Here is a 20,855-nt window from a genome sequence, read left to right as displayed (position 1 = left end):
GATGCCGGTACCCATACTCAAGCAGGGCACGTATCTGATCGCGTCGGTTCAATCCGCCTTGACCGACGCCGATACCGAGCGCCTGCAGGACGACCTGATGAAACAGGTCTCCAAGTATCGCGCGCACGGCATCATCGTCGATGTCACCGCGATCGACGTGATGGATTCGTTCGCGGCCAGATCGCTGCGTACCATCGCGCACATGACGCAGTTGCGCGGCGCCGAAACGGTGATCGTCGGGCTGCAACCCGAAGTCGCGTTCGCCATGGTGCAATTGGGCCTCACCTTCGAGGACATGCACACCGCCCTGGACCTGGAAGAAGGGCTTGCGTGGCTGGACCGCAAGGCCTCGAAACGGCACCAGCGAGACGGTCGTGACAGTGGCCGCTGAGAACATGGTGATCGCGGTGAAGGTGTCCGGTGACATCGTGATCGCGCGACAGGCCGGACGGGAGCTCGCCGAAAGGCTCGGCTTCTCCCTCACCGACCGCACCATGATCTCCACGGCGATCTCCGAAATCGCCCGGAATATCACCAGTTACGCGGGCAGCGGCGAAGTCCGCCTGCTCGTCGACGAACGCGACGGCCGGCAGGCGCTGGTGGTGCAAGCCGAGGACCAGGGCCCGGGCATCCGCGATATCGCCCGCGCGCTCGACGACGGCTACTCCACCGGCCGCGGTCTGGGGCTGGGCCTGCCCGGCGCGCGCCGGCTGATGGACCGGCTCATCATCGACTCTGCCCCCGGTCGGGGCACCCTGATCGAAATGTGGAAGTGGGTGCCCGCCGGTGCATGAGGACGGCTTCGTCGGTCGGATCGAATGGGCGGTGGCCGGACGGGCACTGCCCGGGCAGCGAGTGTCCGGTGACCGCTGCGTCGTGCTCGAAACCGGTGGCGGTTCCGTGCTTTTCGGTGTGCTCGACGGCTTGGGCCACGGCGCGCCCGCCGCCGACGCCGCCGACCGTGCCGCGCAGATACTTTCCGAGAACCGCGCCGAACCGCTCGACGTGCTGATGCTGCTGTGCCACCGGGCGATGGCCGATACCCGCGGCGCCGCGGTCTCCTTGGCGTTGTTCGACTGCGCCGAGTCCATCAATTGGCTCGGGGTCGGCAATGTGGAGTCCCGGGTGCTGACGGTCGGCCCGGCCGGGCTCACGGTGCGCGCGACGGTGCTGATGACCGGCGGCATCGTCGGCTACCGGCTGCCGCAACATCTGCAACCGCAGACCGTGCAGGTGCGCGCCGGTGATCTGCTGCTCATGTCCACCGACGGCATCGTCGCCGAATCCTTCGACGGCATAGATCTTTCCAAGTCCACCGCCGAGATCGCGGCGGAAGTGCTCAGCCGCCATTCCAAGGACACGGACGACGCGCTGGTGCTGGCCGCCCGCCATCGCGGCGGGACCTTGAACGGAACACCATGAGTGATGTGCTGGCGGCGTTTCTGGACGCCTACGCGAACGCGCTACGGCGCCACCTGGATTCGCCGACGCACGCCAGTCTCGCCGAAGGCTACGAACTGGGCCGCCGGGCCCTGGTCGAGGACATCAGCCTGCTCGATCTGACCGAACACCATTTCCGATTCGTCGCCGCCAACGACGACCCCGAGCGCCCGATCGCGGAGCCGGCGCTGGAATTCCTGCTGCAAACCCTGGCCGCCCTGGATATCGCCACCCGCGGCTACCTCGGCGGCCTGCGCCGCTACGAGCAACAGCGTTCGCGCGCGGACGATCTCGCGGGCCGGGACGCCTTCCGCACCGCGCTGGTGGAATCGCTGCAGGACGGTTTCTTCGTCGCCGATTCCCGCGGCACCATCATCGAGGTCAACACCGCCTTCGGCGCGCTGACCGGCTACGGCGCCGCCGGGCTCCCCTATCCGCTGCCGCACCCGTGGTCGCTGCCCACCGGCCCGCGCTATCCGGACCTGGGCACGGTGGCGCAGCGGTTCGTCATTCCGGTCCGGCATCGCGACGGCCGCGACGTCTGGCTCGCGGTCAGCACGTCCTCGCTGATCAAGCCGGAGAACAACGAGCAGATCTTCGTCGGCACCATCCGCGATGTCACCGCCGAGCACGACGCACAGGCCCGCGACCAGGCCGCGTCCCGGCTGGCGACCGCGGTCGGCGCGGCCACCAGCGTGGTCGAGGTGCTCGCGGTGGGCCTGGACGAATTGCGCCGCACCGTCGGCGCGGAATCGGCCGTGGTGTCGGTGTGGCCGAACCGCAACGCCCGCCCGGAGGTCTACGTTTCCGGTGCGGTGGAACGCAATTCGCAGAACATCGAGGCGCCGACGCTGGACGAGCGAGCCACCTCACTATTGGAGCGGGCCCGCCGCCGCCCGCCGCGCAGCCTGTTCGCGATCCCGGAGGGTGGGCCCGAAGGGCAGGGGGGCGGGAAGGACGCCGAGAGTTCCGAGGGCATCGTGGCCCCGCTCGGCGAGGTCGGCGACGCCGCGCTGTGGCTGCGCTTCGCCGCGCCGCGCGCCATCACCGCCGCCGACTGGACGTTGTTCTCGCTGCTGATCGGGCATCTGAGCCTGGCCGTGCAGCGCGCCCGCAACTTCGATCAGGCCCGTTCCACCTCGCTGACCTTGCAGCGGGCCATGCTCGGCCCGATCGAACTGCCGCCGCGGTTCTCGGTGCACTACGAGCCCGCGCTGCCGCCGCTGGAGATCGGCGGCGACTGGTACGACGTGGTGCCGCTCAACGACGGGACCATCGGCGTGGTGGTCGGCGACTGCGTCGGCCGTGGTCTGTCCGCCGCCGTGGTGATGGGCCAATTGCGTACGGCCGCACGGGCGCTGCTGCTGCGCGGCGCGGGTCCGGCCCAGCTGCTCACCGAACTCGACGCGGTCGCGGCGCGGATCCCGGGCGCCATGTGCACCACCGTCTGCGCGGCCGTGCTGGATCCCGAACGCGGGCTGGTGCGCTACTCGAGCGCCGGGCATATGCCGCCGATCCTGGCCGATGTCGGCGCGCCGGGCCGGCTGCTGGAAGGCGGCCGGGCGGTCCCGCTGGCCACCTTCGATACGCCGCGGCGCCCGGAGGCCACCACCGCGCTCACGCCCGGCTCCACGCTGGTGCTGTTCACCGACGGCCTGGTCGAACATCGCGGCGTCGACATCGACGAGAGTTTCGCCAAGATCTCCGCGGTGCTGGCCGACACCCCGGGCAAACTGCCGCGCGAAGTGGCCGACGCGGTGCTCTCCCGGCTGCGCCCGGCGGCGGGTTACGACGACGACGTCGCCATGGTGGTCTACCGCCAGCCGCCCGCGTCGCTGCATCTGGACGTGCCCGCGCACCCGGACCAGCTGGCCGCGCTGCGCCGCAAGCTCAAAGCCTGGCTGGCCGCGGCCGCCGTCCCGCACGACCTGGCCTCGGATCTGGTCGCGGCGGCGAACGAGGCCTGTAGCAACAGCATCGAACACGCCTACCTGAGCAACGGCGCCGCCGCCAACCAGGTCACCCTGTCCGCCGAGTGCGATACCGAGCGGGTGACGATCCTGGTCAGCGACACCGGCGTCTGGAAACCGCGATCGGCCGACCCCGGCAACCGCGGCCGCGGCATCGACATGATGCGCGCACTGACCGAGGAACTCGAGATCGACCACACCGAGCCGGGGACCCGGGTCCGCATGTCGGTCACCCTTCCCGCGATCAAATCGCCGGTGGCGAACCCGCTTCGGGGGACCAACCGCCAGATCTGACCGGCTATCGGGCGTCCGGGCGCGGAATGTCACCGCGCCAAGCGCCGGTCTCGTGGTGCTGGGCCTCGATGAACTCCTTGAACCGCTGCATATCGCCGTTCACCCGGTGCTTCAGCACGCCGAGCTTGTCGGCGGCGTTCTCCACGAATCCCTCGGGGTCGACCTCCATCTGGGCGGTCACCCGGGTGTGGGTGTCGTCGAGCCGGTGAAAAGTGATGACACCGGCGTGATTCGGGCCGCTGTCGGAGCGCCACGCCACCCGCTCGTCCGGATGCTGTTCGGTGATGGTGGCGTCGAATTCGCGCGTCGACGGACCGACCTGGATCTTCCAGTGCGTGTGCCGGTCATCGAGTTGCCGCACCTGCTCCACCCCCGCCATGAACTGCGGGAAGGTCTCGAACTGGGTCCACTGGTTGTAAGCGGTGCGGACCGGTACCTCGACGTCGACGGTGGCTGCCAAACTGCTCATGATCGAACCTCTTTCGTCGTCCTACTCGGGTCTACCGCCGCATACCCGGGCCCACCGCGGGCAAACAGCCACCGCTCGGTGTGTGGACCGGCACCACGGTCGCAGGCCAGCCGGTAGGGTTGGTGACCGTGACCAACACTTCCGGAGACGCGCATCCACTTTCGGACACGATGACCACGGCGGTCACGGTGCACGGCGGGGCCACCGTCCTGACGGTGGCCGGCGAGGTCGATCTGGCCACCGCCCCCGCGCTGGAGACCGCGATCGAGGGCGTGCTCGCTGACAAGGCCCCGGCCCTGATCATCGATCTGACCGGCGTCAGCTTCCTGGCTTCCGCGGGCATGGCCGCGCTGGTCGCCGCGCATCAGCGGGCCGGCGACGCCACCACCATCGCCGTCGTGGCCGACGGGCCCGCCACCAGCCGTCAGCTCAAAATGACCAGCCTGGACCAGGTTTTCGCGCTGTACTCGACGCTCGAAGCCGCGCTGGCCGCCGTGCAGTCCTGACCGAACCGTAGAAACGCCGATTGCCGGGATCGTCGAGGGATCCCGGCCATCGCTGTCTTTCAGACCAGTTCGCGCAGCTGTTCGATCAGCTTGACGCGGTCGGCCGGAGTGGCCGCCATCGGCACCACATTCAGCACGGTCACGCCGGCTTCCTTGAACGCCGCGACGCGTTCCTTGACGTAGCCGGCGGGGCCGACCAGCGAGACATCGCGCACCAGGTCGTCCGGCACGGCCTTGGCGGCTTCTTCCTTCTTGCCCGCCAAGTACAGCTCCTGGATCTTGTCCGCCTCGGCGCCGTAGCCGTAGTTGGTGGCCAGGGTGTGGTAGAAGTTCTTGCCCTTGGCGCCCATGCCGCCGATGTAGAGCGCCAGGTGCGGCTTGACGAATTCCAGTAGCGGCGTGACGTTCTCGCCGATCGCCAGCGCCGGGCCCGCGTACACCTCGAGCTCGCCCAGCGCCGGATCACGCTTGGCCAGACCGGCGTCCAGCGATTCGCCCCAGACCTGCTTGGCCTTCTCCGGCAGGAAGAAGATCGGCTGCCAGCCCTCGGCAATCTCCGCGGCCAGCTGCACGTTCTTCGGGCCGAGCGCGGCCAGCAGGACCGGAATGCGTTCGCGCACCGGGTGGTTGATCAGCTTCAGCGGCTTGCCGAGGCCGGTGCCCCGCTCCGCGGGCAGCGGGACCTGGTAGTACTTGCCCTGGTATTCCAGCTTCTCCCGGCGCCACACCTTGCGGCAGATCTCCACCAGCTCCCGCGTGCGCCCGATCGGGGCGTCGTAGGGCACGCCATGGAAGCCCTCGATCACCTGCGGGCCGGACGCGCCGAGCCCCAAAGTGAACCGGCCTTCCGAGACGAAGTCCAGACCGGCCGCGGTCATCGCGGTCAGGCTCGGGGTGCGGGTGTAGATCTGCAGGATGCCCGAGGCCAGCTCCAGGCGCTCGGTCTTGGCGGCCAGGTAGCCCAGGGCGCTGACCGCGTCGAACGAGTAAGCCTCCGGCACGAAGACGATGTCGAGTCCGGCCTTCTCCAGGTCGGCCACTTCGGCGGCCGCTTCCTTGAAGCCGCCCGAATAGTTGATGCCCAATCCGATCCGCATGGTTCTCAACCTAACCGCCGCTCGCGGGTTGCCGCGCACCGGGCGGTAGCGTTACCGCTATGTCGCAGTCCAGCACCGCATCCACCGGCACTGTCACTACCTTCGGCGGGACCACCGTCGCGGACTACCTGGCCGAGCTGGCCGCCAAGGTGCCGGCCCCGGGTGGCGGCGCCGTGGCCGCGCTGCACGCCGCGCAGGGCGCCGCACTGGTCGCGATGGTCGCGCGCTACACCACCCGGGCCAAGGACGCCGAGCACAAGCCGGTTATCGACGGGATCATCGCGGCCGCCGACGCCTGCCGCGAGCGTTCGCTGGCCCTGGCCGACGCCGACGCCGCCGCGTTCACCGCCGTCGGCGACGCCTACAAGGCGCCCAAGGAGTCGCCGGATCGCGCCGCCGCGATCACCGAGGCGCTGATCGGCGCGGCGCGCGTGCCGGCCGCCGTGGTGGACGAGGCCGACGAGATCCTGTCGCTGGCGGCCGAGCTGCTGCCGATCGGCAACCCGAACGTGGTCACCGATATCGGCGCCGCCGCGGATGCGGCCCGCGCCGCCGCGACCAGTTCGCGGCTCAATATCGAGATCAACGTGGCCTCGCTCGACGCCGTGCACGGTGACGAGTTCGCCCCCGCGTTGCTGCGGATCGAGGCGCTGACCGCCCGGGCCGACGCCCTGCACGCCGACGTGCTGCACGTGGTGCGCAGCCGCTGATCGAAGGGGTGTCAACCGGCGAACAGCGGGTACCCGGGGAACATATAGATCAGAATTGAACCGTTGGCCCTTCTGATAGGGGGCTAAACTGGTCTTTCGCGTACCACACCATCTCGAAAGGGGTGGAAGCCATGAGGAGCGCACTCAGATCTCTGTTCCTCGCTCTATCGTTCCTAGCTCTGACCCTCCTCGGCGTACCCAGCGCCGTGCAGGCCGCGCCCAGCGAATTCCATGCCAGCGCAGGCACATTCGCGGACGGCGACATGTCGAACCATACCTTCACGGTGACCGTCGGCGGCGTCCCGCGCACCATGAACGCCTCCTATGGCAAGCCCGGATTCGAAACACCGTCCGGCACCTTCCCCGTCCTGGAGAAGTTCCGCTCGGTGGTCTTCGACTCGCGCACCATCGGTATCCCGCTGAGCTCACCCGAGGGCTATGTCATCAATGGTGAATACGCCGAAAGGCTCACCTGGGGTGGCGTTTTCATCCACTCCGCACCATGGTCGGTGGACTCACAGGGTTACGCCAATGTCAGCCACGGCTGCATCAACCTCTCCCCCGAGGACGCCCAATGGGTGTACAGCGTCCTCGACATCGGTGACCCGGTCACCCTGCACTGGTGACCTCTCAGGCCGCGATCCGCACCGGTTCGTCCCGGGCGATCAACGCCGCGTAGTGCCCGCCGAGCTCCATGAGCTCGGCGTGCGTGCCGCGTTCGGCGATCCGGCCCTGATCCAGCACCAGAATCTGATCCGCGTCCCGGATAGTGGAGAGCCGGTGCGCGATGGTGATCACCGTGCGTCCCGCCGCCAGCGCGTCGATGGCGGTCTGGACCTCTCGCTCGGTGCGGGTGTCGAGCGCGCTGGTCGCCTCGTCCAGCACCAGGATCGGCGGGTTGCGCAGGATGGCTCGCGCCACCGCCAGGCGTTGCTTCTCGCCGCCGGAGAACCGGTAGCCGCGTTCACCGACCTTGGTGTCGTAACCGTCGGGTAGGGCCGCGATGTGGTCGTGGATCCGGGCGGCCCGCGCGGCGGCTCGCAGTTCCTCGTCGGTGGCGTCCGGTTTGGCGAAACGCAGGTTGTCGGCGACCGAGGCGTGGAAGAGGTAGGTCTCCTGGGAGACTACGCCGACCGCCGCGGCCAGATCGGCGAAGGTCAGCTCGCGCACGTCGACGTCGTCGATAGTCACCCGTCCGCCGCTGACGTCGTAGAGGCGGGCCACCAGGTACCCCAGAGTCGTTTTCCCGGAACCGGTTTCGCCGACGATGGCCAGGCTGGTCCCGGCGGGCACGGTGACGTCGATGTCGTCGAGCACATCGCCGGAGCCGGCGCCGTAGGAGAACCCGACGTGGTCGAACCGGACCGCGCCGCGCACCTTCCGCAGCGCGACCGGCTGCGCGGGCTCGGTGATGTCGGGCTCCAGATCCAGGTACTCGAAGATCCGCTGGAACAGCGCCATCGAGGCCTGCACCTCGACCCCGGTCTGCAACAGCATCACCGTCGGGCGCAGCAGCGTCGTCTGCAACGTGGTGAAGGCGACCAGCGTGCCGATCGTGACCAGCGGCGTCCCGCCCGCCGCCGTGACTCCGGCCGCGAAGTAGATGACCGCGGGCATCGCCGACATGACGATCTGGATGATCGACTGCCGCCAGCGGCCCGCCATGTTCGCGCGGATCTCCAGATCGACCAGGCCCCGCGATTCCCGCGCGAAGTCCTCGACCAGCGCGGGCGAGCGGCCCATGGTGCGGCCGAGCAGGATGCCGCTGACCGAGAGCGACTCCTCGACGATCGCGGACATGCCCGCGAGCTTGTGCTGACGCTGACCGGTGATCTTGCGGCGTTCGTTGCCGACCCGGCGGCTGATCCAGACGAAGCAGGGCAGCATCGCCAGCGAGATCAGGGTGAGCCGCCAGTCCAGGGCGAACATCGCGACGACGGCGGCGAGCACGGTGGTGAAGTTGGAGACCAGCGAGGTGGCGGTGGAGGTGACCGTCGACTGCATACCGCCGATGTCGTTGGCGATCCGGGACTGCACCTCCCCGGTGCGGGTGCTGGTGAAGAACGAGAGTGGCATGCGCTGCAAATGCGCATAGACCGCCGAGCGCAGATCGTGCATGACCTGCTGGCCGACGGTGGTGGAGATGTAGGTCTGGAGCACGCTGAAGGTGCTGGTCAGCGCGGCGACCACGATCATGCCGCCGGCGAGCAGGCCGAGCAGACCGGTGCGGCCGTGCGGGAGGGCGTCATCGAGGATCGCCCGCAGCATGAACGGGGAGGCCAATCCGACGAGCGAGGACAAGCCGACGAGTGCGGCGACGAGGCCGAGTTTGGCGCGATAGGGCTGAAAGAGCCGGAGAATCCGGCGAATCTGATCAGGCGGCTGCATAGGCGCCTCCTTCCGATGAAGTCAGGGCACAACACTGAGTATGACTCATAATTGCGGAAAAGAACAATGAGCTATGATCAGCGTCATGGACAGCGGCTCCGAGCACGACCTTCCCGACCTGTTCCTGCGCACCGCGCGCCGGATCCGCCGCAGCATGCACGCCCGCCTCGCGCCCCTGGGCCTCACCCCCGGACAGGCGCGGGCCCTGCGCATTCTCGGACGTTCGGAGCAGCCGCTGCGCATGGCCGCGCTGGCCGGACAGCTCGATATCGTGCCGCGCTCGGCCACCACCGTGGTCGACGCATTGGAGTCCGCGGGCCTGGTCAGCCGGGCCGCCGACCCCGCCAACCGCCGCTCCACCCTGGTGACCCCGACCGCGGCGGGCCGCGCGGCACTAGAGCGCATGGCCGAGGATCGCCGCCGGGCCGCGGCCGACCTGTTCGCGACGCTGTCGCCGGAGCAGCGCGAGAGTCTGCGGGAGCTGCTGGCCTTGCTGGACGTGGACGCCGCGGACCAGTGCGGCCCGAACGAGCCGCGACGCGCCGGGTAGGCGCACTTAGGCCATCCGCGAGTCGGGAACCCTTGCGGCTCGGCCGCGTCCACTAGTCTCGACGGTGAACCGGGAGTGCGTAGGACCTGATGAAGGTGGGGTAATGGATCGACCGGATACGAGGACGCACCGCGATGGTCCCGCCCGCCAGGGCGAATGGTCCGACTGGGTGAGCCGGGGGTCCGAATCACCCGCCCGCGCACGCGAATCGGAGTATTTCGAACGCGATCAGTTCTCGCAACTGGTCGATCGGTCCAGGGGCCGCCTGCCGGTGCCGCGCTGGCTGGTGCCGCTGGCCGGATCGCTGTTCGTGGCGGTCGTGCTGGGCGCCGCGTTCTTCATGTTCCGGGGTGGGCCCACGCCGCAGTCGGTCGCCTCCAACACCTCGACGCAGGTCGATATCGCGCCCGCCTCCGTCACGCCGCCGGCCGCGTTGTGCCCGAACGAGCGGGTGGGCAACCGGATTCAGGGCAATGGCGTCGGCGGGGTGGATTCCGGGCCCGGTGCGATCTTCGCCTTCCAGTACGCCTTCTATGTGGACCGTTCCGCGGAGAAGGCGCGCGTCCACCTCGCGCCGGACGCGGCGGTGTCCTCGGTCGAGGCGATGCAGCAGGGCATCGACAGCGTGCCGGCCGGGACCACGCACTGCGTCGCGGTGACCGAGAGCGCCTTCGTCGGGCAATACATCGTCGTGGTCACCGAGCACCGGCCCGACGGCCACGCGTTCACCTACAACGCGCAGCTCGTCGTGACCGAGCGCAACGGCGGCAAAACCCTGATCACCGCGATCAAACCGGCTTAGTTCGCCGCGTCCACCACGTGGCGCATGAGCAGCGCGGTGGTGACCGGACCGATCCCGCCGGGCACCGGGCTGAGGGCGGCAGCCTTGCCGCGCACCGTCTCCGCGTCGACATCGCCGACGATGCTGCCGTCGGCGGCCTCGTTGGTGCCGACATCGATGACGATCGCGCCGTCCGCGATGTGCTTGCCGGTGACCAGGCCCGCGCGGCCCGCCGCGGCGACCACGATCTCCGCGGTCGAGGTGATCGCGGCCAGATCGGCGGTGCGGGAATGGCACACGGTGACGGTGGCGTCCCGGGCCAGCAGCAGCTGAGCCAGCGGCTTGCCGACGATATTGGACCGGCCGACGACCGCCACGTGCCGGCCGCGCAGCGGAATCCCGTGATGTTCGAGCAGTTCGACCACCGCCTCGGAGGTGGCGGGGACGAAGCCGTCCAGGCCGGAGGCGAGCAAGCCCAGCGACAGCGGGCTGACGCCGTCGACGTCCTTGCCGGCCGCGATCGCGGAGCTCACGTCGTCGAGGGCGACGCCCTGGGGCAGCGGGGTCTGCAGCATGATGGCGTCCACGCTCGCGTCGGCGCTGCGCGCCTCGAGCTCGGCGCGGATCTGTTCGGCGGTCGCGTCGGCGCCGAGATCGATACGGTCGCAGGCGATTCCGAGACGTTCGGCGGCCTTGCGCAGCGAGTTCACGTACCAGGCGCTGGCCGGATCGTCGTTGGCCACGACCAGGGCCAGGCGCGGGGCCGAACCGGTGGCGGCGCGCGCCGCGGCGCGTTGCTTGGTGTCGGCATTGATGGCGGCGGCGAGTTCCTTGCCGGTCAACGAGGCAGTATCCACGTTCGCACAGCCTAATGGGCGCGGCCGGTCGGGTTCCGCGCGCCCGGCCCGGGCGTGGCGGTAGGTTCCGCCCGGTTTGCCCGGCTCCTCGGAAATAACCGCCGAAACCCCCCTGGCAATTGCGCCGCTTAGCCCGGGACCGGTCGTATCGTGGGAGTGCTTGCCACCGGCTAACTGCCAGCTGACCTACCGAAAACCCCTGTTGCCGCGCACCCCGACGCTCGGCACAAGCGGAAAGGTGTCGCCTGTAGTGAAGATCTCGAGGCATTGGAAACCCTTCGTCGCCGCGGTGTTCGCGGCCGCCGCCCTGTCCGGCACGACCGGCGCGCCCGCCCAGGCCGCCCCCGATCTCGACGCCCTCTACAACTCCGCCCAGCGCGCCTTCACCGACGGTGACGACATCGCCGGCCGCGCCCAGCTGCGGGCGGTGATCGACGCGAATCCCGGCGACGCCGAGGCGCTGGCGCTCCACGCGATCTGGTCGCACTACGCCAACGACCTACTGGCCGTGCATGATTCGCTAGCCCGGCTCAACGGCATCGATCCGGCGATGGCGGGCGGGACGCAGAACGTCATCCACGCCGTCTCGGCCGCCGCGGGCACCCTGCCCAATCCGATCCCGGCGCTGGTCGGCCCGAACACCGGCATCGTCGTCCTCGGCTACGGCCTGCTGCCCGACGGCGGCCTGCGACCCGAGCTGGTCAACCGCCTGACGGCCGCCTGGGTCCAATCCCTCGCCGCACCGTTCTCCCCCATCGTGGTCACCGGCGGCGCACCGCAGAACGGCATCACCGAAGCCGAGGCCATGCGCAATTGGCTGCTCGGCCGCGCCGTCCCCGCCGACCGCATCCACATCGAAACCCGCGCCGGCTCCACCGTGCAGAACGCCCTGTTCAGCACCCGCTTGCTGCGTGACTTGGGCGCCGACAGCGCGGTGGTGGTCACCTCGCCCAATCACATCCGCCGCGCGGTCGCCGATTTCATCGTCGCGGGCACCCGCGTCGTCGGCGCGACCACCTCGATGGAGCAACTGGTCTCCCAGCTCCCGCCCCCGGCCCGGCATGCCCAGCGCGGCATCTACCTCGACGCCACCCGCACCTTCCAGCTCGCCACCGCCCGCTAGCCCTTCCCCCGCCTGCCGCGCACGTCCTCACCAGAGGGTTCGTGCGCGGCAGGCCTGTTCGTAGCCCCCCGGTGAGAAACGTTGTGGCACAACCAATGATCGGAAAATTGTCGGTGCCGGGCGGTATTGTGCCGGAATCACCGATTGCAGGGGGCGAGGGGGCTCATCCGATGCTGGTAATCAACGGCAACCGACCGACCATGCCGTACTCAGAACAGCGCGCGGTCACCTGGCTACAGTCCTGGACGGGGACCTATCAGATACCCGGCATCGCGGTTTCGGGCTGCTACATCCCCGATCGCAGGGGCCGGAACATCGAAGCCGATCTGGTGGTGATCACTCCGGAAGCCGCGGCCACCATCGAGGTCAAAGGCGCAGTGGCCGAGGCGACGTCAGGAATATTGACCTGTAAGGCCAACGGCCGATGGCGACTATCCGGCTATTCCGGCGACCCGGTGCACGTGCGCGAAGGCGATGTCAACCCGCTCGGGCAGGCGTCGGCGAGCGCCTACAACCTGAAGAACCTCGCCGAAGCCCGGGGCCGCCGCGTCTTCGTTTCGGCGCTGGTCCTGGTCGTGCCGCCGGCCCAGTCGACCATGACGCTGGACAAGGGCGTCACGCCGACCGGCTGCGACGTATTGCTCGGCTCCGGACCCAAGGAATTGCGCGCCTGGTTCCATCGCGCCGCCTGGCGCCGGGAGAAGGCGTGGCATGCCGAAGACGTGCATGAGGTACTCCAGCAGCTGGATCTCGGCGACCAGATCAGCCTCGCCGAATTGCACGCCGAGGGCTTCCCGCTTCGCCCCACCGAGGCCCGCCCATTTCGCCCGGCCGAGAACCGCCCGTATGGCCTGACCGAGGACCGCCCGCTTCATCCCGCCGCCCGCCGCCCGGTTCGCCCGGCCGAGGGCAGCCCCTTTCGTCCTGCCGCTGGCTTCGAGCCGATTTCCGGCCCGGCCGATGAGCCTTCGGCCCCGGCCGCGCCAGCGCTGGAACTGCCCGCTTTCGCCGGCGCGGGCGGCCGCCCCACCGCCACACAAGCCGCCTTCGACCAGCGCTTTCTATCGTCGCGGGGATATGGCGTGGCACCGGCGGCGGACGGCAGGCGTTCCCACCTGCGGTCCAACCTGGCCGCACTGGCTGTTCTGGCCGCGCTGATCGGCAGCGTAGGAGTCTGGGCGGCGGCCACCCAGACCGACAAGGCCGATGACCATCGGTCCCCGGCCGATACGTCGCTGGTCCATGCGCCGGTGGCCGCGGAGTCCGCACCGGTCAGCGAAGCGCCACCGATGCCCGCGCCGTCGCGGGTTCCGGCGCAGGGCTGCTACCCGTTCCAGGCCAACTGCTGACCGTTCGGCAGCGTAGGAGTCTGGGCGGCGGCCACCCAGCCGACAAGGCCGACAACCATCGGTCCCCGGCCGATACGTCGCGGGTTCCCGCGCAGGGTTGCTACCCGTTCCAGGCCGACTGCTGACCGTTCGGCAGTGGCAGGATATCCGGGTGGCAACGGAGAGTGTGGACGTGGTGGCCCGGTTGCGGGCGGCCGGGTGTGTATTCGCCGAGGACGAGGCGCGGTTGCTGATCGAGGCGGCCGCCGAGACCGGCGTGGAGCTGGATGGGCTGGTCGCGCGGCGGGTGGCGGGTGAGCCGCTGGAGTATCTGGTGGGGTGGGCGGAGTTCCACGGGGTGCGGGTCGGGGTGACGGCCGGAGTGTTCGTGCCGCGGCAGCGGACGGCATTCCTGGTCGACGAGGCGGTCGAGCTGGCCCGTCTGGTGCCGGGGGAACCGGTGGTCGTGGACCTGTGCTGTGGGTCCGGGGCGCTGGGGTTGGCGTTCGCGACGACGCTCGGCGAAAAGGGAATCGCCGTCGAATTGGCGGCTGCCGATATCGAGCCGGTCGCGGTCGAGTGCGCGCGGCGCAATCTCGCGGCGCTGCGTGCCCCCGTGTACGAAGGTGACCTGTTCGAGCCGCTGCCCACCACATTGCGCGGGCGCATCGACATTCTGCTCGCGAACACTCCGTATGTGCCGTCGGAGATGATCGCGCGGATGCCGCCGGAAGCCCGGGATCACGAGCCGCGCACCGCCCTCGACGGCGGCCCCGACGGCCTCGACATTTTCCGCCGAGTCGTCGCCGGCGCCCGCGATTGGCTCGCGCCCGGCGGGCATCTGCTGGTGGAATCCGGTGCGGCGCAAGCGAATACCGCCACGGCGGTGCTGGCCGAACACGGGCTCGGCGCCCGGGTCGCCGAATCCGAGGAGTACTACGCCACCGTCGTCATCGGCACCCGGGCCCCGCGCTAGCTACTTCCGCCCGGTGAACTTCTCCATCGAGTTGTAGACGCCGACGGTGCTGAGGAAGACGTCGCGCAGCTTGATCGGCAGGATGCCCGAGAGCGCCTTGTTGAGGCGGGAGGTCCAGGGCAGGATGACCAGCGGGTTGCCCTGTTTCATTTCCTGCCACGAGGTTTCGACGACCTCGTCCGGCTCCAGGATCGGAGTGAACCAGAAGCCCTTCGCCCCGTCGAACATGCCGGTGTTGATGTAGGTCGGGCATACGGTGGTGACCCGGACGTGCTCGTGGCCGGCCTGTTCCAGCTCCAGGCGCACCGAATCCGACCAGCCCAGCGCCGCCCACTTGGAGGCCGCGTAGACGCTCATGCGCGGGTTGGCGACCAGGCCCGCGGAGGACGCGATGGTCAGCACGCGGGCTTCGCCGGAGCCCTGGACCATGGCGGGCAGGAACTCCAGCGTGATGTACATCGGCGCCATCGAATTGATCGCCATGGTCTTGTCGATGTCGGCGCGGTTCTCGGTTTCCCAGAAGTAGCTGTTGCCGCGTACGATGCCGGCGTTGTTGACCAGGATGTCGATATCGCCGACCTCGGCGCGCACCGCGGCGGCCGCGGCCACGATGGCGTCCTGATCGGAGACGTCGACCGGGTATTCGTGCACCGCCGTGCCCTGGCCGGACAGCTCGGCCGCGGTGGCCTTCAACGCGATCTCGTTCACGTCCCACAGCACCACCGCGGCCGCGCCCTCGCGCACCGCGCGCTCGGCGAACAATTTGCCCAGCCCCATGGCTGCACCCGTGACCAGAACCTTCTTGCCCGCGACCGTTTCCAGCTTCATTCGTCCCTATCCCTGTGCTACCCCTGACGTCCGGCCCTTCCTGAACGCCGGTACCAGATTACTGGGAGTTACACATACTTTGGGACGGTGGCCGGGAGGCGCTCGTCACCTTTGCACGGGCACCGGGTCACGCCGCCGGGAACGTTCGAAACGCATGGCGCTGTCGGTGATCGAGCCGTGGCGCAGCGTGATCAAATCCCGCACGTAGTTCATCCGCAGCTTCCACGGCGCGCGGTCGCCCTGCATCGGGAACAGCGCGGCGGCGCGCAGGACATAGCCGGGCATGAAGTTCGCGAACAGCGGGGCCTTGCCGACCGCCGGGTCGTGCACTGGGACGCAGCGGGTGTAGCCGCCGTTGTCCATGTGCCGGAGCAGGCGCACCACATATTCGGAGACCAGGTCGGCCTTGAGTGTCCAGGAGGCGTTGGTGTAGCCGACGACGAACGCGAAGTTCGGGACGTCGGACAGCATCATCGCCTTGTAGGCGAGATGGTCGGCCATATCGACGGTTTCGCCGTCAACCGTGAGATCCATGCCGCCGAAGGCGAGCAGGTTCAGGCCGGTCGCGGTGATGACGATGTCCGCGTCCAGAGTCTGCCCCGAGGTCAACTGCAGGCCGGTCTCGGTGAAGGTATCGATGGTGTCGGTGACGACATCGAGTTTCCCCTTCCGGATGGCGCGGAAAAAATCACCGTTGGGCGAGAGGCACAGCCGCTGATCCCACGGGTTGTAGCGCGGGGTGAAATGGGTGTCGATGTCGAAGCCGGGCGGCAGCCAACGCCGTTGCCAGGTGCGGATCTGCTCACGCATTCGCTCCGGGAAGCGCTGGCTGAACTGGTACACCGCAGTGGACAGCGCGACGTTCTTGGCTCGCGCCACTGCATAGGCGGTCTTGGGCGGCAAGACCTTTCGCGCCCGCAACGCCAAGTCGTCCTTGGCGGGCATGGAAATGACGTAGCTCGGCGAACGTTGCAGCATGGTGACATGCGCGCCCTGATCGGTGAGCGCGGGACCGAGCGTGACGGCGGTGGCCCCGCTGCCGATCAGCACCACCCGTTTGCCGTCGACGTCGAGGTGCTCGGGCCAGTGCTGTGGATGAATGACCGGGCCGCCGAAGCGATCGGTGCCCGCGAACTCAGGGGTATAGCCCTCGTCGTAGCGGTAGTAGCCCGAGCACGCGAACAGGAAATTCGCGGTCAGTGTCACGGTCTCGCCGGTGTCGCCGCGTTCGGCGCGCACCGTCCAGCGGTTCTCGGCCGAGGACCAATCGGCGCGCACCACCTTGTGCCGGTAGCGAATCCGCTGGTCGATCCCGTTCTCGGAGGCGGTATCGCGCAGATAGTCCAGGATGGTGTGCCCGTCGGCGATAGCCTTGTCCCCCAGCCACGGCCGGAACCGGTAGCCCAGGGTGTACATGTCGGAATCGGAGCGAATTCCCGGGTAGCGGAACAGATCCCAGGTACCGCCGAGGCTCTCTCGGCTCTCCAGGATCGTATAGCTCTTGTGCGGGAAGGCTTGCTTCAGGTGATAGGCCGCGCCGATGCCGGACAGTCCGGCGCCGACGATGAGCACATCGACGTGCTCGTCAGCGGTGGTCATAATTGGTCATTCCTCCGGTCGGCGCGGCACACGGGCCGCGAGCAGGCGGCCCGTCGGCGCCGCCTCATACCTCCAGACTATCGACCCTGGTGCACATGCTGAGCAGGGACACCGAACCATCGGACCAGCGCCGCCCGAAGTGCCTCGAGGTCAGTGCTTTCCGGCCCGCCCGCGGCCCAGGCGACATATGAGTCCGGGCGCAGGAGCAGCGCCAACGCCGGTGCGCCGCCACGCGGCCGGGCACGGACGTAGTCGACCTGGCCCGCCCACTCGGCGACCACCTCAGCGAGCCCGCAGTCGCCGGCAGGTTCGTCGACACCAGCGGGACCAACCTCACCCGACGGGACAGCGGCTGCCGCGTCGGCGGCGCGGTCAGTGCGAACAGCGCTGCCGGAAAGGTCCAGCAGCAACGGTCGCGCGGTCCGGGCCAGTTCACTCAGCCGCGTGGGACCGTGGGCGGTGTCGAGTTCCAAGTCTTCTGCGCATCGGCCGACCAGCGGATGACCGGATTCGCCCATGTCGTAATGGATGTCGGCGCCCGCGACCAGATCGGCCAGCCGCCGCACCGCGGGCTCGTCGGTCATCAGTTCGGCGAACACGTCGCGCAGGGCGGTGACGTCGCCGCCGGGCGCGATCAGGGCGGACTGGGCGCGTGCCGAGAGCAGCGTTCGTTCTGCGGCGTGGCGGCGTTCGCTGTCGTAGCTGTCCAGCAGGTCGGGCGGCGCGTGACCGTTGAGCTCCGCGGCCAGTTTCCAGCCGAGGTTGAGCGAATCCTGTAGTCCCACATTGAGTCCGGGGCCGCCGCCGGTGGCGAACACATGGGCGGCGTCGCCGACCAGGAACACTCGCCTGTCCCGGAAGCGGTCGGCGACACGGGTATTGCCGCCGACCAGTCGCCGCAGCACGTGCGGACCGTCGCCGGGCGGCGGATCCAGCGGCACCTCGACTCCGAGCACCCGGGCGATACTGGCGCGGAGTTCGCCGAGGGTCATCGGCCCATCGGTCGCGGGCTGGTCCCATTCCGTCGTGCTGACCAGCGGCGGATGACCGGGGAAGGGCGCGTAGGAGATTCCGCCGCGGTCGTTGCGATGCGGTAGGAACGGCGGGATGGTGCCGTAGCCGGGCACTGTCAGCGCGCCGGCCTCCGGATCCACCAGGTTCGCCGGGATCGTCACGTGGGCCGTGCGGGTGGTGGTGCGGTCATAGCTGACGCCGGGGAATCCGATTCCGGCGAGTTTCCGGGTCGCGCTGTGCGCGCCATCGGCACCCACCAGGAACCGGCCGCGCAGCTCAGCGGGCCCACCCGGTCCCGAAACCCGCACGGACACACCGTCCGCGTGCTGTGTGATCCCGATCAGCTCGGCGCCGCGCCGAATCTCGGCCCCGAGTTCGAGGGCGCGCCGCTCCAGCACTTCGACGATGCGCTGCTGCGGAACCGGCAGTGTGTACACCGGGCTCCGTTCCAGCACACGCAAATTCAGTGGCATCGCGGCGAACATGAAGTAGGAGCCGTTGGGCTGCGGCGGTTCCGCAGTGCCGCTGAGGCTTTCGTGCAGGCCGCGGCGGCCCAGCAGCGGAACGACCTGTCCCACCAGCCCGTTGGCCTTCGGTTCGGCGCTCGGCTCCGGTAGGCGTTCCAGCACCAGGGGGCGGATCCCGGCGGCCGCGAGTTCGCAGGCCAGCAGCAGCCCGCACGGGCCCGCGCCCGCGATGATTACGTCGATCATGAATTCCTCCGTGGCGCAGGTTCCGGCAGACCCGTCGCGAGTTGGTTCAGGGCTTCGGCCAGCAGCGGCAGCACGGGCAGCGGCGGATTCGCCGCCTGGCCGTGTTCGATCGCGACCGCTGTGGCGGTACCGACCGCGGCGGCAACGAGTTTCGGGTAGAGGTCGTGTTCGGCGTCGGTGCCGGTGCGTTCGGCGACGGCCACGGCTAGTTCGTGCTGCGCGCGGGTATTGACTTCGAGGATCGCGGCCCGCACCGCGGGTTCGGCCAGCATGCGCCGGACGCCCGCCACCCAGTGCCGTTCCCGCTGGCCCGCGCTCTCGGCGCTCATGTCGTGCCCGAGCGGGAACCGTTCCGCCACCGCGGCCGAGATCGCGGTCCACAACGGCTCTTTCGCGGGGCGGGCCCGCAACGCCTCGGCGACCTGCCGCATCCGTTCCAGCTGCCGGAAGGCGACCGCTTCGCCTTTGCTGGCGAAATAGTTGCGGAAGGTACGCACGGAGACGTCGGCGGCGGCCGCGATGTCCTCGACGGACACGTTCGACCAGCCGCGCTCGACACTGAGCTGGATAGTGGCCGCGCTCAGCGCGAGCCGGGTCGCGCGCTTCTTGCGTTCCCGTAATCCGAGGCCGTCTGTCTCCATGGTCTCAGTATACGGAATATTGCACTTTCGGCAACTTTACCTTTCCGGCACAATCAGAACATGACTCCGTTCATGCCCGGAATCCCTTCCGGCCGTGCGCCGTTCGCCCCCACGCCCCACATACCGCGCGGCCTCCATTTGTCCGATTCCGGCGTGAAGTCACTCACACCCAGAGAATGAAGTGGCTCACCATTCTTCCCACGACACCCCGGCAGCTATGAATTGCCAGACAGTAGCCATGCGTTCCAGAGTGGGCATATCAGTCCGAGGCTTTCAGTCGAAACCCGGTGACACCAGCACACTCCGGCACATCCGCACAGCGTGAGATCGCATAGCCGCACGATCACCAGTTTCCGAAACTTCACGACACACACACTTTTCCGCGACCGCTGTCCCAGAAGGTTGGAAACGTTCTTACACTTGCCCATCCGTTGTTACTGTCGGGTAATGTTCCGCTCGCCGATGATCACCGACGATCCGCCGGTCAAATCTGTCAGCGAATTCCAGGAGCCTCCGTGTCGCATTCTCGATTCGAATCCATCGGCGCCTATCTGCCTTCGAATATCGTCTCCACCGACGATCTGATCGCGCGGCTGAAAGAGCCGCCCGCCTTCGATCTGGAAAAGATCACCGGAATCAAGGAACGCCGCGTGCACGACACCCGGCCGGAGTCCTACGAGGATTCCCTCACGCTCGCACTGAAGGCCGCGGACGACTGTTTGTCCAGGTCGCGCTACGGTGCGGCGGAACTGGACGTGATCATCTCCACCTCGATCACGCGCAGCAAAGACGCGACCCGGATGTACATGGAGCCGTCCTTCGCGTCTTTCATCGGAAAGCAGCTCGGCGCCACAAAAGCCATTACCTTCGACGTTTCCAATGCCTGCGCCGGAATGCTCACCGGCACCTACATTCTGGACCGGATGATCCGCTCCGGCGCGGTCCGCAATGGTCTCGTGGTCAGCGGTGAGGCCATTACTCCGATCGCCGAAACGGCGGTCGAGGAGATTTCGGAGAAATACGATCTGCAATTCGCGTCGTTGTCGGTGGGCGATTCGGGCTGCGCGGTAGTGCTCGACGAGGCCGTCGACGACGCCGACAAGATCCACTACATCGAACTGCTCACCGCGTCCGAGCATTCGCACCTGTGTCTGGGCATGCCCAGCGACAAGACGCCCGGCGTGGCGCTCTACACCGACAACCGCAAGATGCACAACGAGGCGCGGTTCATGCTGTGGCCGGACGCGCAACGCTCCTTCCTGGAGCAGCGCGACTCCACCTTCGCCGACGAGGCGTTCGACTACATCATCCACCACCAATTCGGCGCGGCGGCCGTGCCTTACGCCAACGCGATCGCGGCGCGGGAGTTCGGCGCTGCCATTCCACCGGATCTCAATGTCATCCATAAGTACGGAAACACCTCCACCACTTCGCATTTCATCGTGCTGCACGATCAGCTCGGCGAGCAGAACATCGACGCGGGTTCGAAGGTGCTGATGGTCCCCGCGGCCTCCGGCGTCGTCGCCGGCTTCCTGTCCACCACCATCTCGTCGCTGAAGGTCTGAGGTCAG

General features: G+C 68.5%; 20 protein-coding genes and 1 pseudogene. 13 read left to right on the top strand and 8 right to left on the bottom strand.

From position 1 onward, the window contains the following. Position 1: 1 nt before the first annotated feature. Genes AB0M14_RS16735 through AB0M14_RS16720 form a run of 4 tightly spaced genes read left to right on the top strand, consistent with a single transcriptional unit; the run spans position 2 to position 3,704 of the window. Positions 2-391 (top strand): STAS domain-containing protein, encoded by a 390-nt coding sequence (locus tag AB0M14_RS16735; RefSeq protein WP_194813806.1) that lies wholly within the window; start codon positions 2-4, stop codon positions 389-391. Continuing rightward, positions 381-794 carry an ATP-binding protein gene (locus AB0M14_RS16730; RefSeq protein WP_307869903.1) on the top strand — a complete coding sequence of 138 codons (414 nt, stop codon included), beginning with the start codon at positions 381-383 and terminating at the stop codon, positions 792-794. The genes AB0M14_RS16735 and AB0M14_RS16730 overlap by 11 nt, the downstream gene beginning before the upstream one ends. Then, a complete protein-coding gene (locus AB0M14_RS16725; RefSeq protein ID WP_364995130.1) occupies positions 787-1,422 on the top strand; it encodes a SpoIIE family protein phosphatase in 636 nt (211 codons plus the stop codon). Before AB0M14_RS16730 ends, AB0M14_RS16725 begins: the two co-directional genes overlap by 8 nt. After that, positions 1,419-3,704: a SpoIIE family protein phosphatase gene (locus AB0M14_RS16720; RefSeq protein ID WP_364995127.1), complete on the top strand. Its 2,286-nt coding sequence runs from the start codon at positions 1,419-1,421 to the stop codon at positions 3,702-3,704. The genes AB0M14_RS16725 and AB0M14_RS16720 overlap by 4 nt, the downstream gene beginning before the upstream one ends. Positions 3,705-3,708: 4 nt before the next feature. On the opposite strand, the gene AB0M14_RS16715 is transcribed toward AB0M14_RS16720, so the two are convergent. Continuing rightward, positions 3,709-4,173, bottom strand: a complete 465-nt coding sequence (locus tag AB0M14_RS16715) for an SRPBCC family protein (protein WP_364995124.1) — start codon at positions 4,171-4,173, stop codon at positions 3,709-3,711. Positions 4,174-4,343: 170 nt separating this feature from the next. Here AB0M14_RS16715 and AB0M14_RS16710 point away from each other — a divergent pair, with 170 nt between their 5' ends. After that, a complete protein-coding gene (locus AB0M14_RS16710) occupies positions 4,344-4,679 on the top strand; it encodes an STAS domain-containing protein (RefSeq protein WP_364995845.1) in 336 nt (111 codons plus the stop codon). 59 nt (positions 4,680-4,738) lie between these two features. On the opposite strand, the gene AB0M14_RS16705 is transcribed toward AB0M14_RS16710, so the two are convergent. Next, positions 4,739-5,776 carry an LLM class F420-dependent oxidoreductase gene (locus AB0M14_RS16705; protein WP_364995121.1) on the bottom strand — a complete coding sequence of 346 codons (1,038 nt, stop codon included), beginning with the start codon at positions 5,774-5,776 and terminating at the stop codon, positions 4,739-4,741. 59 nt (positions 5,777-5,835) lie between these two features. On the opposite strand from AB0M14_RS16705, the gene AB0M14_RS16700 reads away from it, so the two are divergent. Further along, the gene (locus tag AB0M14_RS16700; RefSeq protein WP_364995118.1) at positions 5,836-6,486 is read left to right on the top strand and encodes a cyclodeaminase/cyclohydrolase family protein; all 651 of its coding nucleotides are present in this window, start codon (positions 5,836-5,838) and stop codon (positions 6,484-6,486) included. 260 nt (positions 6,487-6,746) lie between these two features. After that, a pseudogene (locus AB0M14_RS16695) lies at positions 6,747-7,112 on the top strand (L,D-transpeptidase); the annotation flags it as partial. Positions 7,113-7,116: 4 nt separating this feature from the next. On the opposite strand, the gene AB0M14_RS16690 reads toward AB0M14_RS16695, so the two are convergent. Beyond that, positions 7,117-8,874 (bottom strand): ABC transporter ATP-binding protein, encoded by a 1,758-nt coding sequence (locus tag AB0M14_RS16690; RefSeq protein ID WP_364995116.1) that lies wholly within the window; start codon positions 8,872-8,874, stop codon positions 7,117-7,119. A gap of 85 nt (positions 8,875-8,959) precedes the next feature. Here AB0M14_RS16690 and AB0M14_RS16685 point away from each other — a divergent pair, with 85 nt between their 5' ends. Together AB0M14_RS16685 and AB0M14_RS16680 are read left to right on the top strand one after the other, a co-directional pair. Further along, the gene (locus AB0M14_RS16685) at positions 8,960-9,424 is read left to right on the top strand and encodes a MarR family transcriptional regulator (RefSeq protein ID WP_364995113.1); all 465 of its coding nucleotides are present in this window, start codon (positions 8,960-8,962) and stop codon (positions 9,422-9,424) included. Positions 9,425-9,527: 103 nt separating this feature from the next. Further along, positions 9,528-10,226: a hypothetical protein gene (locus AB0M14_RS16680; protein WP_364995111.1), complete on the top strand. Its 699-nt coding sequence runs from the start codon at positions 9,528-9,530 to the stop codon at positions 10,224-10,226. On the opposite strand, the gene AB0M14_RS16675 is transcribed toward AB0M14_RS16680, so the two are convergent. Then, positions 10,223-11,062, bottom strand: coding sequence for a bifunctional 5,10-methylenetetrahydrofolate dehydrogenase/5,10-methenyltetrahydrofolate cyclohydrolase (locus AB0M14_RS16675; protein WP_364995108.1), 840 nt, complete (start codon positions 11,060-11,062; stop codon positions 10,223-10,225). The two genes, AB0M14_RS16680 and AB0M14_RS16675, sit on opposite strands and share 4 nt — an antisense overlap. A 250-nt stretch (positions 11,063-11,312) precedes the next feature. Between AB0M14_RS16675 and AB0M14_RS16670 the strand changes: the two genes are divergently transcribed. From AB0M14_RS16670 to AB0M14_RS16660, 3 genes are all read left to right on the top strand, one after another. Next, entirely contained in the window at positions 11,313-12,185 is an 873-nt protein-coding gene (locus AB0M14_RS16670) for a YdcF family protein (RefSeq protein WP_364995106.1), read from the top strand. Positions 12,186-12,298: 113 nt separating this feature from the next. Next, the gene (locus tag AB0M14_RS16665; protein WP_364995842.1) at positions 12,299-13,534 is read left to right on the top strand and encodes an NERD domain-containing protein; all 1,236 of its coding nucleotides are present in this window, start codon (positions 12,299-12,301) and stop codon (positions 13,532-13,534) included. Positions 13,535-13,685: 151 nt separating this feature from the next. Beyond that, a complete protein-coding gene (locus tag AB0M14_RS16660; protein ID WP_364995104.1) occupies positions 13,686-14,489 on the top strand; it encodes a putative protein N(5)-glutamine methyltransferase in 804 nt (267 codons plus the stop codon). On the opposite strand, the gene AB0M14_RS16655 is transcribed toward AB0M14_RS16660, so the two are convergent. The 4 genes from AB0M14_RS16655 to AB0M14_RS16640 all read right to left on the bottom strand — a co-directional run bounded on the left by AB0M14_RS16655 (position 14,490) and on the right by AB0M14_RS16640 (position 19,284). After that, positions 14,490-15,317 (bottom strand): SDR family NAD(P)-dependent oxidoreductase, encoded by an 828-nt coding sequence (locus tag AB0M14_RS16655; protein WP_364995101.1) that lies wholly within the window; start codon positions 15,315-15,317, stop codon positions 14,490-14,492. A gap of 105 nt (positions 15,318-15,422) precedes the next feature. Next, the gene (locus AB0M14_RS16650) at positions 15,423-16,916 is read right to left on the bottom strand and encodes an NAD(P)/FAD-dependent oxidoreductase (protein WP_364995098.1); all 1,494 of its coding nucleotides are present in this window, start codon (positions 16,914-16,916) and stop codon (positions 15,423-15,425) included. Positions 16,917-16,993: 77 nt separating this feature from the next. Further along, positions 16,994-18,643 carry an FAD-dependent monooxygenase gene (locus tag AB0M14_RS16645; protein ID WP_364995096.1) on the bottom strand — a complete coding sequence of 550 codons (1,650 nt, stop codon included), beginning with the start codon at positions 18,641-18,643 and terminating at the stop codon, positions 16,994-16,996. Continuing rightward, on the bottom strand, positions 18,640-19,284 hold the full coding sequence (locus AB0M14_RS16640; RefSeq protein WP_364995093.1) for a TetR family transcriptional regulator: 645 nt from the start codon (positions 19,282-19,284) through the stop codon (positions 18,640-18,642). The genes AB0M14_RS16645 and AB0M14_RS16640 overlap by 4 nt, the downstream gene beginning before the upstream one ends. A gap of 515 nt (positions 19,285-19,799) precedes the next feature. Between AB0M14_RS16640 and AB0M14_RS16635 the strand changes: the two genes are divergently transcribed. Next, on the top strand, positions 19,800-20,849 hold the full coding sequence (locus tag AB0M14_RS16635; protein WP_364995090.1) for a 3-oxoacyl-[acyl-carrier-protein] synthase III C-terminal domain-containing protein: 1,050 nt from the start codon (positions 19,800-19,802) through the stop codon (positions 20,847-20,849). Positions 20,850-20,855 lie beyond the last annotated feature (6 nt).

Origin of the sequence: Nocardia sp. NPDC051832 (genome assembly GCF_040681285.1) — a bacterium.
GTDB lineage: Bacteria > Actinomycetota > Actinomycetes > Mycobacteriales > Mycobacteriaceae > Nocardia.
The sequence above is the reverse complement of the archived record's forward strand: the minus strand, read 5'-3'. Positions and strand labels throughout refer to the sequence as shown.

Excerpts from the sequence above, each read along its gene's own strand:
- AB0M14_RS16735 (WP_194813806.1), top strand. The coding sequence starts at position 2 with ATGCCGGTACCCATACTCAAGCAGGGCACGTATCTGATCGCGTCGGTT.
- AB0M14_RS16720 (WP_364995127.1), top strand. The coding sequence starts at position 1,419 with ATGAGTGATGTGCTGGCGGCGTTTCTGGACGCCTACGCGAACGCGCTA.
- AB0M14_RS16715 (WP_364995124.1), bottom strand. The coding sequence starts at position 4,173 with ATGAGCAGTTTGGCAGCCACCGTCGACGTCGAGGTACCGGTCCGCACC.
- AB0M14_RS16710 (WP_364995845.1), top strand. The coding sequence starts at position 4,344 with ATGACCACGGCGGTCACGGTGCACGGCGGGGCCACCGTCCTGACGGTG.
- AB0M14_RS16705 (WP_364995121.1), bottom strand. The coding sequence starts at position 5,776 with ATGCGGATCGGATTGGGCATCAACTATTCGGGCGGCTTCAAGGAAGCG.
- AB0M14_RS16700 (WP_364995118.1), top strand. The coding sequence starts at position 5,836 with ATGTCGCAGTCCAGCACCGCATCCACCGGCACTGTCACTACCTTCGGC.
- AB0M14_RS16690 (WP_364995116.1), bottom strand. The coding sequence starts at position 8,874 with ATGCAGCCGCCTGATCAGATTCGCCGGATTCTCCGGCTCTTTCAGCCC.
- AB0M14_RS16685 (WP_364995113.1), top strand. The coding sequence starts at position 8,960 with ATGGACAGCGGCTCCGAGCACGACCTTCCCGACCTGTTCCTGCGCACC.
- AB0M14_RS16680 (WP_364995111.1), top strand. The coding sequence starts at position 9,528 with ATGGATCGACCGGATACGAGGACGCACCGCGATGGTCCCGCCCGCCAG.
- AB0M14_RS16655 (WP_364995101.1), bottom strand. The coding sequence starts at position 15,317 with ATGAAGCTGGAAACGGTCGCGGGCAAGAAGGTTCTGGTCACGGGTGCA.
- AB0M14_RS16650 (WP_364995098.1), bottom strand. The coding sequence starts at position 16,916 with ATGACCACCGCTGACGAGCACGTCGATGTGCTCATCGTCGGCGCCGGA.
- AB0M14_RS16645 (WP_364995096.1), bottom strand. The coding sequence starts at position 18,643 with ATGATCGACGTAATCATCGCGGGCGCGGGCCCGTGCGGGCTGCTGCTG.
- AB0M14_RS16640 (WP_364995093.1), bottom strand. The coding sequence starts at position 19,284 with ATGGAGACAGACGGCCTCGGATTACGGGAACGCAAGAAGCGCGCGACC.